The sequence below is a fragment of the Acinetobacter nematophilus genome (assembly GCF_026344175.1).
Lineage (GTDB): Bacteria > Pseudomonadota > Gammaproteobacteria > Pseudomonadales > Moraxellaceae > Acinetobacter > Acinetobacter nematophilus.
In genome coordinates this window covers 179227-191730 of record NZ_JAPKMY010000002.1, presented here as the reverse complement: position 1 = coordinate 191730, position 12504 = coordinate 179227, and the positions used below count along the sequence as shown (strand labels likewise).

The window sequence follows — 12504 nt, the reverse complement described above, 5'->3', positions numbered from 1 at the left end:
AATGTATTTCAGACGCATAACTCAAAATCAACCAATTTAATGCATATATAACTCTAGAATCATAAATTGTGTATTCATCTGAATCGATAAATATAGCGATTTTAGAAAATAATGAAATGCGATCAAAAGGATTCTTCGTCAATTTTCTATTTTTAAGTTCTTCAATAAACTTTATCGCGCTTTGATCATTCGTCAGATTCTGTTTGCGTGATGTTTTTTTATCCTATTGTAAAATGATTTAAATTATGATGTCCACGTAAAATGAACCTCAAATTTTCTTTTAAATATATATTTTTCTTAAACATTGAATTATTTGATTTGGGAATTTTTATAGGACAATTTTTTAGTATGTACCATTTATAATCTTTAAGGCCAATTTCTTCAGATCATTCTTTTAAAACGGTTATCAATATTTGAATCATTTTAAATTGACTCATACGTTTATAAAACCAAGGGCTGATTAATCAGCCCTTGGTTTTAACTCAATTTAATCTACTTTTCAATAAATTAGCTTAGTTGAGCAGCAGCAATTTTCTTGGTATCGATGTCTTTAGCAGCATCTATATACTCGCCCATCTTGTCGAAGTTCAAGTATTGATAGATGTCAGCAGACATGCTGTCGATTTGAGCAGCATATTGTTGATACTCTTCTGGAGAAGGTAATTTACCCAATACCGCAGCAACAGATGCAAGCTCAGCAGAAGCTAAGTAAACATTTGCACCTTGACCTAGACGGTTCGGGAAGTTACGTGTAGACGTTGACACACAAGTTGTATTTGGTGCTACACGCGCCTGGTTACCCATACATAATGAACAGCCTGGCATTTCAGTACGTGCGCCAGCTTTACCATAAATGTTATAGAAGCCTTCTTCCATCAATTGATGCTCGTCCATACGAGTTGGTGGAGCCAACCATAAACGAGTAGACAATGAACCACCAGGTACTTTGTCAAGCAACTTACCAGCAGCACGGAAGTGACCAATGTTGGTCATACATGAACCAACGAACACTTCGTCAATCTTAACGCCTTGAACGTCAGATAGAAGTTTAGCGTCATCTGGATCGTTCGGACAGCAAAGAACAGGTTCTTTAATGTCAGCAAGATCAATTTCATACACTTTCGTATATTCAGCATCAGCATCAGCTTTAAGAAGTGATGGATTTGCCAACCATTTTTCCATGTTCTCAACACGGCGTGCCATTGTACGTGCATCGCCATAACCTTGAGAAATCATCCACTTCAACATTGTGATGTTAGATTGTAAATATTCAGCAACTTTCGCTTCAGAAAGTGTGATTGAACAACCAGCAGCAGAACGTTCAGCAGAAGCATCAGAAAGTTCGAATGCTTGCTCTACAGTTAAGTCAGTTTCCATTTCTGTTAAGTCGATTTCTAAGATACGACCAGAGAAAATGTTTTTCTTGCCCTTTTTCTCTACAGTTAAGTCACCCGCTTGAATTGCATAGTAAGGAATCGCATGTACAAGGTCACGTAGGGTAATACCAGGCTGCATTTTACCTTTGAACTTAACAAGCACTGATTCAGGCATATCAAGTGGCATAACACCCGTTGCAGCAGCGAAAGCGACTAGACCAGAACCCGCAGGGAAAGAAATACCGATTGGGAAACGCGTATGTGAGTCACCACCAGTACCAACAGTATCCGGAAGAAGCATACGGTTTAACCAAGAGTGAATAATACCGTCACCTGGGCGTAAAGAAACACCACCACGGTTCATGATGAAATCAGGAAGCGTGTGTTGCATTTGAACGTCAACAGGTTTTGGATATGCAGCAGTGTGACAGAAAGACTGCATCACGAGATCAGCTGAGAAACCTAGGCAAGCCAAGTCTTTCAATTCGTCACGTGTCATCGGACCTGTTGTATCTTGAGAGCCAACAGTGGTCATCTTAGGTTCACAGTAAGTACCCGGACGAACACCTTGACCTTCAGGAAGACCACAAGCGCGACCAACCATTTTTTGAGCTTGAGTAAAGCCTTTACCTGTATTCTCAGGTTGAACTGGAGTACGGAATAAAGTAGAAGCAGGAAGACCAAGCGCTTCACGAGCTTTCGCAGTCAAACCACGACCCACGATCAAGTTGATACGACCACCAGCACGTACTTCATCTAGAAGAACTGGCGTTTTCAACTCAGCTTCAGCAATTTGTTCACCCGCTTTAAATGCAGTAACTTTTGCAGCAGCATGATCAATTTTAAGCGTGATTTCATCGCCCATGTTCATGTTTGCAACGTCAATTTCTACAGGTAATGCACCTGCATCTTCCATTGTATTGAAGAAAATTGGTGCAATTTTAGAACCTAAGCAGTAACCACCGTCTTTTTTGTTCGGGATGTGAGCAATGTCGTCACCAAAGAACCAAAGAACAGAGTTTGTTGCAGACTTACGAGAAGAACCTGTACCCACAACATCGCCAACATAAGCAACTTGATTGCCTTTCGCAATGAGTTCTTTAATTTGGTTGAGTGGACCAACTTCACCAGGAACTTCTGGATTGATACCATCACGAACGTTTTTCAACATCGCATTGGCATGCAATGGAATATCTGGACGGCTCCAAGCATCTTGTGCAGGAGACAAATCATCAGTATTCGTTTCGCCAGTAACTTTGAAAACAGTCAGTTTGATTTCTTCAGGAACATCTTTACGGCTAGTGAACCATTCAGCTTCAGCCCAAGACTGCATTACTGCTTTCGCATGTACGTTACCTGCTTTCGCTTTATCAGCAACGTCATGGAATGCATCAAATACAAGAAGCGTTTTCTTCAATGCTTCTGCAGCTAATTCAGCAAGTGCAGCGTCATCAAGCAATTCAACCAACGGAGCTACGTTATAACCACCAAGCATAGTACCTAGTAAGTAAACCGCGCGTTCTTTAGAAACTAATGGAGAAGTCGTTTCACCTTTAGCCACAGCTGTTAAAAATGCTGCTTTTACATAGGCTGCCTGGTCAACACCTGCTGGAACACGGTTTTCAAGCAAATCTACTAAAAATGCTTCTTCGCCTGCTGGTGGATTTTTTAATAATTCAACCAAGTCAGCAGTTTGAGCATCGTCAAGTGGCTTCGGTGGGACTCCGAGTGCGGCACGTTCTGCAACGTGTTGGCGGTAAGCTTCTAGCACGGTGTTATTCCTCTTTTTAAAAATTTACCTGTGAATTCCTGCTTATAAAAGCTTCACAGGCAATATGGACTGTCAAATTTTACTAAAAATCAAGCCAAAAGTTAATGCGATGAGCGTATTAATTCGTGATGCCCATTATTTTGTAAATAAATACTCATTGGTTTTTTCACTATTCAACCTTCATTCACTTTCAGTGTGCGTTGAAGATCATTCTTTGCTTAAGAAATAAAACAATAAGATCATTTTTTACAAAGCACTTCCTGTTCAAAGTGGCTGGTATGGGTTTGAGCTTGCTTCACATATAAAAAAAGCAACTGATGTTGCCTTTTTTTGTTGGGTAAGTCCATTCCACCTTAGTGGACTGTTGTACTGTTTGTATATTTTTGAAATTCTGTTCGACAGCCTTCGAATTTCATCTGAACCTCATCTTCATGCAACATGACATGATCAGCACAAGCAAAAGAGATTTTGACCTGATATAATTTTGCCTGCTCATCAATAAGATCTTGAAAAAAAACTTGATCACCTAAACTCAGTACATAATGGCTTCCACTAATCACAGCCACACCCTGTTCGTCTTCTAAGAGCAAATCGGCATTATGTAAATATGCAACAACTTCCATGGCACACTCCTCGACTTTTTTTGTTTTCTATTTCTATATTTTATATATGCTTTTCAATTTTTATGCTAATCATTTTTTGTGACGAGCTGTGTGAAATACAACCATATTTCTGATAACTCAAGCTAAAAAGACCGTCATTAGACGGTCTATATAAAGTCTGGCTAAATTAAGATATGGGACACTCAAAAGCATGCATATATTGACCATTCACCATCCGTGATTCTAATTTACACAAGTCATATTCTTTCATGGTATCTAGATCCAGCATATAACCCGCTTTTTGAGCTTTGAGCATAGCTTCTAATGCTTTGTTTTCATCTCTTTTTACACCTTTACCACGATAGTAAGCATCGCCCAAAAATAAATTAGCGCTCATATCTCCAGCTTTTTCAGCTTTGGAAAAATAATCAAAGGCTTTTTTAACATCTTTTTTGACATATTCGCCTTTAGCATAAATCAGTCCCAAATTAATCGCCGACTGCACGCTACCACGTTCGCTCGCATGAATCAGCATTTGAATACCTTTTTGCACATCTCTTTCAGTACCTACGGCTTGATAATACATCCAACCAAGATTACCCAATGCGTCCACATCGTTACGTTGTGCAGCTCGCTCAGTCCATTTAAAAGCCAATTCAGGGTTTTGTTCAACATATTCATTCTCAGAGCCATATAAACCACCAAGAATAGCTTGTGCTTTAACATCTCCCTGTTCTGCGGAAAGTGTCAGAAAATTAATACCTGCTTTAATATTTTGTGGAACAACATCTCCTTTATATAGCATTTCCCCATACATTTGTTGGGCAATCGCTAATCCTCCTTCCGCAGATTTTTTTAAATAAAAAATTGCCTTATCTGTATCTTGTTGTACCCCTATACCTTGTGCATAGGCTGAAGCTAAATTAAAAGCACCAGTAGAGTCACCATGGTCAGCAGCATAAGTCAATAATTCTGCAGCTTTCTTCTCATCTTTAGCAACAGCATCACCACGTGCATATAATGTAGCAAGATTGACATAAGCAAATATTTCACCTTTATCTTTGGCTTTATCTAAAAACGCTACTGCTTTTTGGTTGTCTTGAGTTACACCATCACCTTTGTAATATAACCAGCCCATTGCATTCAAAGCTAAAGGATAATCCTGTTGAACAGCTTGATTGAGATAGCGTAGTGCTAGGACTGGATCTTGGTTTTTATAAAACAAAAAAAGTTGGTATTGTGCCTTGGCTTGCCCCTTGTCTGCTTGCGATTTTAGTTGCGCAATATCAGGCTGGGTTGCTTGAACTTGTTTTGTCACGGTTTTGCTTTCTTCAGCTTGACTCATGACTGAAAAAGCCAAGAAAAATGAAAGTAAAGAAATTTTTGATATCGATCTTTTATTCGACATGATTAAACTCAGTGCTGATTGACTATAATTATTAGAAAGGATGTAATTTAAATGATAAAAACCGTCCCTTAGAACGGTTTATAATCTGGCATTTTTTTGGGGTCATGTGGCGTATTGACACACTGTTCATACGCTTCATTTTTAAATTTTGCTTGGATTGAATCTTTATCTGCTTTTAATTCAGCATCAGGCAATGCATAAACTTTTTCCAAATACTCTAGTACAAAACCTTTTGTGGTTGGATCAGTCACTTTATTGGCATAGTCAAGTGCTTCTTTCTTGGTAATACCATTTTGACGATCTAAAGTAATTGAACGTGCCGCATTACCAATACTGGTGCAATAACCTTTCCAAATTTCTTCGGGCGTTGCAGGTTTTTTTTCAGCACAACCGACCATCAATAAAACAGTGCTTAGCGCACCCAAAATTATGAATTTCTGCATTAAAAAATCTCCAATTCATGACTATGATACTGAATTTTTCAGTAAATTGGAGTCTTTATTGATGTGATGTTACATTCCACGCCAATCTACACGCGCATTACGTTCAGTAGCATAAATTCTTTTGACATACTGCCCTAAAGGTAATTCAAGTAAATATTGGCTGAAATCAACAAACGCTTGCGAAATATGTTCAGCGTCCTCTTTTTCCCACGGTGTAGAATCAAGTTCCAATAAAGGTGCCAGCATTGCACAGACAGAAATATCAGCCAAACCAAAACGATCACCGACAAAATAACGGCAGCCATTGTCAATCAAAGTTTGATTTAAACTGGCAATCGTTAAGTCGAGATTGTATTTAGACTCTTCAACTTTTTCTTGATCAAGTTGATAGCTCTTGGACACCAAGGTTTTAAGTATGGGTTTAGAAATTTTTTCAAATTGACGCAGATAGCCTTTTTCGCCAATCATAATTTCTAAGGGTTCATCACCTTCCGCCAACGCATGAGCCAGCCCCCAACGACGTACATGAATACCTAATTCATTGGCAATTTGGTCAATTTCTAAGATTTGCTCACGTAATTTAGGATCATGGCGGATCAAACGATGCTCAGGATAGATTTCATCAAGATATAAGGCGATTTGCGTAGAGCCTGCAATAAATCGTTCACCATCTTTTAAAATTGGTAATTTATTTTGCCCCGTCTTTAATTGTGCAAAAGCACGATGCACACCCGGTATTAAATTCTGCGCAACAAAATCCAATTCTTTATGATCAAGCAACCAACGCGCTTTTTCACAGTAATGTGAGAGTGGGAATTGGTACAACGTACGCATGTAATCTCCAAATTATTTTTTTAATTAAAGGTTTAGCCAACCTCAAACCACAGGAATGAATCCTGAGCAATCCTCTGTACTTTAGACATTCATGACTTGAATTACAATGTACTTTTTACATCAATCGCTCGTCATCTGACCCACTGTTTATTCGACAGTTATATATGTTTCTTTAGTGTTTATTTAAATCAGGAATAAAGAAACCTATTTCAATAAAATAAAAATCAACTATTTTTAAAATTAAAATAGAAATATCAAAAACTTAATTTATCTCATTTTATAAAATACTCTGCTGTTTTTTTATTAAAAATAATTAGAGATAAGCTAAGCACAATACTTCGGTTAATTTTTCCCGCAATATTGCTTAGCGTTTTGGTATCTATGAGAAGGTGCCGATATGTCTAGTTTGAATTCTTCTACCTCAGCCACAGTGATCCAAAATGATCAACAGGCGATTAATGCAGCTTACCAAGTTGCTGATTTTGCTTTGGTAGAACGAAATATACGTGATCAACAACGAATTTTACCTGTTGATGTCATCCAACAATTTAGTCTTAAAGGATTAGGTGCGATTCGTATCGCAAAAAAATACGGTGGTGCTCAGGTATCCAATAAAACCCTTGCACATGTTTTCCGTATTCTGTCTAAGGCAGATGCCAGCGTTGGACAGATTCCCCAGAATCAGTTTGGGTTATTAAATGCCATCGAAAACATTGCCAGCGAATCACAAAAACAGTTTATTTATGCTGAAATTTTAAAAGGTAAGCGTCTTTCCAATGGCGGTCCGGAACGTCATAGCAAAGATACCAAAACCATAGAAACCCGCTTGGATCAGCTGAATGGTCAATATGTTTTAAATGGTGAAAAATTTTATTCAACAGGTTCATCATTTGCAGATTGGCTTGCAATACGTGCAATTCACCCTTTGGGGCATACTGTCCTCACGATAATCAATGCCCAAGCTCAAGGTGTAGAGATAGCGAACGATTGGGATGGTTTTGGTCAACGCACGACTGCCAGCGGCACAGTACGTTTAAAAAATGTGGTGGTCAATCCAGAACTGATCATGGATGAAAAACCACTTGCGGATGCATCAAAATATCGAGGCGCTTACTCTCAACTGATTCAAGTTGCGATAGATGTAGGAATTGCTGAAGCAGCTTTTGCCGATACTTTGTCTGCAATACATAAAGCACGTCCAATTGTAGATGCCAATGTAGAAAAAGCCAGTTTCGAAGCTTATACACTACAAGAAGTCGGCGAGCTCAATATTTTACTTGATGCATCGATTTTATTGTTAGACGAAGCCGCTGAATATTTAGATCAGTTAGATGCTCAAGACACAGTCACGCCACAACAAGCCAGCAAAGCATCCATTATTGTGGCTGAAGCAAAAGTGTATGCCAATGATGCCGCATTACAGATTTCTGAAAAGCTGCTTGAGTTAGGCGGCAGTCGTTCCAGCCTATCTACTCACAATCTTGACCAACACTGGCGAAATGCTCGTGTACATACTCTACATGACCCTGTTCGTTGGAAATTACATGCCATTGGAAACTATTACTTAAATGGCACACAAGATCAACGCCACGCATGGATTTAAAAATCTGATTATCTATTCAGGGGAAATATATGAGCACTTATCAGAATATCAGTAAAACACTGGATGTACCAAACCACGCATTTGCCAAGGCACACATCATTAAAACTGATGCTGAAGCCTTAGAGATTGCACAAAAACTGAGTCAGCAATTTAAGCAAAATGCCATTTTACGTGACGCTGAGCGCATTTTACCTTTTGAGGAAATTGAAACTTTCAGTCAGTCTGGATTGTGGGCGATCACCGTTCCAAAACAATATGGAGGTGCGGAGGTATCAAGCCATACCGTTGCCAAAGTGATTGCCTTGTTCAGTGGTGTAGATGGTTCAATCGGTCAAATTCCACAAAATCATTTTTATGCTTTGGAAGTATTGCGCAATACAGGAACAGCACGACAAAAACAAAAATTTTATCAAGAAGTCCTTGACGGCGCTCGCTTTGGTAATGCCTTAGCAGAGTTTAAAACCAAAACAGCAGCACAAAAACATACCCAAATCAGTCAAACTGAACATGGTTATGTGGTCAATGGTGAAAAATTTTATTGCACAGGCAGTCTTTTTGCGCATCGTATCCCGACATTGGTACGTGATGCACAAGATCGAGAATATCTGGCTTTTATTTCAGCAGATGCTCAGGGTTTACAACGAATCAATGATTGGTCTGGATTCGGTCAAAAGACAACAGGGAGCGGCACAGTCAAATTTAATCAGGTTTTTGTTGAAGCTGAAGATGTGATTCGCTTTGATGTTGCCTTTACAGAACCCACTTTGGTAGGTCCATTTGCACAAATCATGCACGCAGCGATAGAAACGGGTATAGCTCGTGCAGCATTTGAAGAAACCATTGAGCGTATTAAAAAAGCGCGTGCCTGGATTGATGCCAATGTAGAACGTGCCGATCAAGATCCGCTGACTATTTATGAGTTAGGCCGTGTGGCTGCTGATGTACGCGCAAGCGAAGCTTTATTGAAACAAGCCGCTCAATCCATAGACCAAGCCAAGCCTCATCCGACAGTTGAAAATATTGCAAAAGCATCGATTGATGTTGCTAAAGTCCGTGCACACAGCACTGAAACTGCCTTAAAAGCTTCCTCCAAATTGATTGAATTGGCGGGAAGCCGTGGTAGCCAACGTGCAGATGGCTTGGATCGATATTGGCGTAATGCACGAGTACATACATTACATGATGCCTCACGCTGGAAATATTATTTTATTGGAAACTATGTATTAAACAGCATCCTTCCACCACGTAGAGGGACATTGTAATGACAAATACATCTCAACAATCAAATCATAAAAAGCAAATCTTACTCAATGCCTTTGACATGAACAGTGTGGGTCATATTAATCACGGTTTGTGGACGCATCCACGTGATGAATCGCATCGATTTAATGAATTGAGTTATTGGACTGATCTTGCCAAAACATTGGAACAAGGTCTATTCGATGGCTTATTCATTGCTGATATTACTGGAGTCTATGATGTTTATCAGAACGGGATTGATTTAACCTTAAAAGAATCCATTCAATTGCCGAGTCATGATCCCTCTACCCTGATTTCGGCAATGGCCGCAGTGACTCAAAATCTAGGTTTTGGGGTGACCGTGAATCTAAGTTATGAAACGCCTTACCAATTTGCACGACGTTTTGCGAGTTTAGATCATCTCACACAAGGTCGTATTGGCTGGAATATTGTGACAGGTTATTTAGACAGTGCAGAGCGTTTGATTGGAGAAAAAGGTTTAAAAGATCATGATTTACGTTATGAGCAAGCTGAGGAGTTCTTAGAACTTTGCTATAAGTTCTGGGAAGGCTCTTGGGAAAATGATGCCATACAAAAAGACAAGCAAAAGCGTATCTTTACTGATCCCCAAAAAGTACATCAGATCAATCACCAAGGTCGCTTTTATCAAAGTCAGGGGGTATTTCAAGTTTCACCTTCTCCACAACGTACCCCTGTACTCTTCCAAGCAGGCGCTTCCCCACGTGGATTAGCCTTCTCGACACAACATGCTGAATGTGTATTTATTGGTGGTGATCAACCTGCAAAGATCAAACGGCAAGTAGATCAGATTCGAGAATTGGCTGTGCAACAAGGGCGTGATCCACAAGACATTAAAATCTTTGTCGGCATCACCGTGGTCACTGCTGAGACAGATCAGCTGGCACAACAAAAGTTAGCTGAATATGCCAGTTATGCAAGTCCTGAGGCAGGTTTGGCACATTACTCCAGCTCAGTCGGTATCGACCTTTCACAATATGCAGATGATGAGGCGATTCCTTATCGCCAAACCAACAGTATTGCTTCGGTCAACAATAAGTTTAAAGAAAATAAGATCACCCCAAATGATCTTAAGGCGCAACATCAATTGGGCGGTCGTTATCCACTGATTGTCGGCAGTGGCGAATCTATTGCAGAAAAACTCATTCAACTCATCGATGAAACTGGTATCGATGGCTTTAACCTCACCCGTACTGTTGCACCAGAATCCCATCAAGACTTTATAAAATGGGTCATTCCACAACTGCAACAGCGTGGCAGATTTAAAACACAATATGAAAACGGTACTTTGCGCAACAAAATCTTTAATCAGGGGGATTATTTGAATCAACAACACCCTGCTGCCGATTTCCGATGTCATAACTCGAAACAAAAAAATAGCATCGAAACGGAAAATCTACAGCCACAAACTGTCTAAACATCATTGACTTATATTATTGATTTTAAGGGGTCTTACATGACACAAACAAACACGCCAAGCAATGGTCACTCATCACAAAAAAACAATGCCAAGAACAGGTTTATTCTGCTTGGTATTGTTGTTATAGCTGTAATCGCAGGGCTTTTTTATTGGAATCAACATAAAAAAACAGCATCGGAAGAGATTACGATTGGGATTAGTCCTCCATTTGCCAAACCCTTACTCGTTGCAGCAGAAGAAGCAAAGAAACAAGGTATTCATATTAAACTTGTGGAATTTTCAGACTGGAATACGCCCAATATCACCCTGAATCATGGTGATATAGATGCGAATTACTTCCAGCATCAACCTTTTCTCAGCAATGCTTTAAAAGAAACTGGCTTTAAACTCAAACCGATTGCAACGGGTGTGGCAACACATGTGGGTTTATATTCTAAAAAATACGATACATTGACTGCTGTACCAGAACATGCACGTGTGGTGATACCCAATGACCCTGTTAACCAAGGTCGTGCATTATTACTTTTGCAGCAAGCCAAACTGATTAGTTTAAAAGATCCCAACAACCATTTATCCAACCTACAAGATATCACGGCAAACCCCAAGAATTTTAAATTTATTGAAGTTGAAGGTCCACAGACTGCGCGTGCAGTAGATGATGCTGATCTTGTATTCAGTTATCCGCTTTATTTACGTTTGGCAAAAACCATTGATCCAAATAAAGCATTATTACTTGATGACAATACCAATACACGCTATGCGATTTTGTTTGTAGTAAAAGACGACTATGAACAGCAACATCCTGACAAAGCCAAACAACTTAAAGAATTTATCAAGATTTATCAAACATCCGACAAAGTCAAACAAGCTTTAAATGATGATATTGGTGAAAACTTATGGTTCGCTGGTTGGAAATAAGGAAACGTTCATGTCTCAAATTTCCAAACTCAGAAACAAAAATTTATGGATTGGTCTTGCTGTTGTGGTCGTGGTATTCGGTTTATTTGGCTATCGTTATCTACAGAATCAGCAAAAAGACAATGTCCTTACCATTGGTATCAGTCCGCCTTATGCTGAGTTATTACAGACGGTTGCCAATGAAGTCGAGAAAGATGGTATTCATGTCAAACTGGTTGAATTCTCAGATTGGCAAGCACCCAATGTTGCAGTTCAAAACCGCGATATAGATGCTAATTTTTTCCAGCAAAGTGTCTTTTTAAAAAATGCCATTCAGCAGACCAACTATGATTTACATGCTTTTGGTACTGGAAGTGGCAGTCATGTCGGTCTGTATTCAAAACAGTACAAGTCCTTAGACGCCTTACCGCAGCACGCACGCGTAGTGATTCCAAGCGACCCTGTAAATTCTGCACGTGCATTGATTCTCCTCCATCGCGCTGGACTGATTCAGATTAAAGATGTCAACAATGAACTTTCAACCTTACACGATATTGTTTCAAACCCTAAACAGTTGAAGTTTCTAGAAGTTGAAGGTCCTCAAACGGCATTGGCATATGATGATGCTGACCTCATCTTTGGTTTTCCCCATTACCTCAATATGGCAAAAAAAGCAGATCCACATAGTGCGCTGTTCTTAGATCCGATTGACAAAAAATACGCCATTCTTTTTGTTACACGTCGTGATTATCAAGATAAGAATCAAAAGTTAGAGAAATTTATTCAAGCTTTCCAAAACTCACAGCAAGTTCGAAATATTCTAGATAAAGATTTCGGCAAAGATATGTGGTTTGCAGGCTGGAAATAAGGAG

At 39.4% G+C, this 12504-nt stretch carries 10 protein-coding genes; 5 read left to right on the top strand and 5 right to left on the bottom strand.

Going from position 1 to position 12504, the window contains the following annotated elements; genetic code table 11:
- Positions 1-507: 507 nt before the first annotated feature.
- The 5 genes from OSH00_RS04585 to OSH00_RS04565 form a co-directional block, all read right to left on the bottom strand.
- A complete protein-coding gene (locus OSH00_RS04585; RefSeq protein WP_266129447.1) occupies positions 508-3147 on the bottom strand; it encodes a bifunctional aconitate hydratase 2/2-methylisocitrate dehydratase in 2640 nt (879 codons plus the stop codon).
- Positions 3148-3500: 353 nt separating this feature from the next.
- Positions 3501-3770, bottom strand: a complete 270-nt coding sequence (locus OSH00_RS04580; protein WP_004831040.1) for a hypothetical protein — start codon at positions 3768-3770, stop codon at positions 3501-3503.
- 166 nt (positions 3771-3936) lie between these two features.
- Positions 3937-5157 carry a tetratricopeptide repeat protein gene (locus OSH00_RS04575; RefSeq protein ID WP_266129446.1) on the bottom strand — a complete coding sequence of 407 codons (1221 nt, stop codon included), beginning with the start codon at positions 5155-5157 and terminating at the stop codon, positions 3937-3939.
- A 68-nt stretch (positions 5158-5225) separates the two neighbouring features.
- Complete coding sequence (locus OSH00_RS04570; protein ID WP_266129445.1) at positions 5226-5600, bottom strand: hypothetical protein; 375 nt, start codon at positions 5598-5600, stop codon at positions 5226-5228.
- A gap of 69 nt (positions 5601-5669) precedes the next feature.
- Positions 5670-6434 carry a glutathione S-transferase family protein gene (locus OSH00_RS04565; RefSeq protein ID WP_266129444.1) on the bottom strand — a complete coding sequence of 255 codons (765 nt, stop codon included), beginning with the start codon at positions 6432-6434 and terminating at the stop codon, positions 5670-5672.
- A gap of 397 nt (positions 6435-6831) precedes the next feature.
- Here OSH00_RS04565 and OSH00_RS04560 point away from each other — a divergent pair, with 397 nt between their 5' ends.
- The 5 genes from OSH00_RS04560 to OSH00_RS04540 are packed head-to-tail and all read left to right on the top strand — an operon-like array spanning position 6832 to position 12500.
- Complete coding sequence (locus tag OSH00_RS04560) at positions 6832-8037, top strand: SfnB family sulfur acquisition oxidoreductase (RefSeq protein ID WP_266129443.1); 1206 nt, start codon at positions 6832-6834, stop codon at positions 8035-8037.
- Positions 8038-8066: 29 nt separating this feature from the next.
- Positions 8067-9299, top strand: coding sequence for an SfnB family sulfur acquisition oxidoreductase (locus OSH00_RS04555; protein ID WP_266129442.1), 1233 nt, complete (start codon positions 8067-8069; stop codon positions 9297-9299).
- On the top strand, positions 9299-10732 hold the full coding sequence (locus OSH00_RS04550) for an LLM class flavin-dependent oxidoreductase (RefSeq protein WP_266129441.1): 1434 nt from the start codon (positions 9299-9301) through the stop codon (positions 10730-10732). The genes OSH00_RS04555 and OSH00_RS04550 overlap by 1 nt, the downstream gene beginning before the upstream one ends.
- A gap of 39 nt (positions 10733-10771) precedes the next feature.
- Positions 10772-11653: a MetQ/NlpA family ABC transporter substrate-binding protein gene (locus OSH00_RS04545; RefSeq protein ID WP_196076717.1), complete on the top strand. Its 882-nt coding sequence runs from the start codon at positions 10772-10774 to the stop codon at positions 11651-11653.
- A gap of 10 nt (positions 11654-11663) precedes the next feature.
- Positions 11664-12500, top strand: coding sequence for a MetQ/NlpA family ABC transporter substrate-binding protein (locus OSH00_RS04540; RefSeq protein WP_266129440.1), 837 nt, complete (start codon positions 11664-11666; stop codon positions 12498-12500).
- Positions 12501-12504 lie beyond the last annotated feature (4 nt).

Excerpts from the sequence above, each read along its gene's own strand:
- OSH00_RS04580 (WP_004831040.1), bottom strand. The coding sequence starts at position 3,770 with ATGGAAGTTGTTGCATATTTACATAATGCCGATTTGCTCTTAGAAGAC.
- OSH00_RS04575 (WP_266129446.1), bottom strand. The coding sequence starts at position 5,157 with ATGTCGAATAAAAGATCGATATCAAAAATTTCTTTACTTTCATTTTTC.
- OSH00_RS04570 (WP_266129445.1), bottom strand. The coding sequence starts at position 5,600 with ATGCAGAAATTCATAATTTTGGGTGCGCTAAGCACTGTTTTATTGATG.
- OSH00_RS04565 (WP_266129444.1), bottom strand. The coding sequence starts at position 6,434 with ATGCGTACGTTGTACCAATTCCCACTCTCACATTACTGTGAAAAAGCG.
- OSH00_RS04560 (WP_266129443.1), top strand. The coding sequence starts at position 6,832 with ATGTCTAGTTTGAATTCTTCTACCTCAGCCACAGTGATCCAAAATGAT.
- OSH00_RS04555 (WP_266129442.1), top strand. The coding sequence starts at position 8,067 with ATGAGCACTTATCAGAATATCAGTAAAACACTGGATGTACCAAACCAC.
- OSH00_RS04550 (WP_266129441.1), top strand. The coding sequence starts at position 9,299 with ATGACAAATACATCTCAACAATCAAATCATAAAAAGCAAATCTTACTC.
- OSH00_RS04545 (WP_196076717.1), top strand. The coding sequence starts at position 10,772 with ATGACACAAACAAACACGCCAAGCAATGGTCACTCATCACAAAAAAAC.
- OSH00_RS04540 (WP_266129440.1), top strand. The coding sequence starts at position 11,664 with ATGTCTCAAATTTCCAAACTCAGAAACAAAAATTTATGGATTGGTCTT.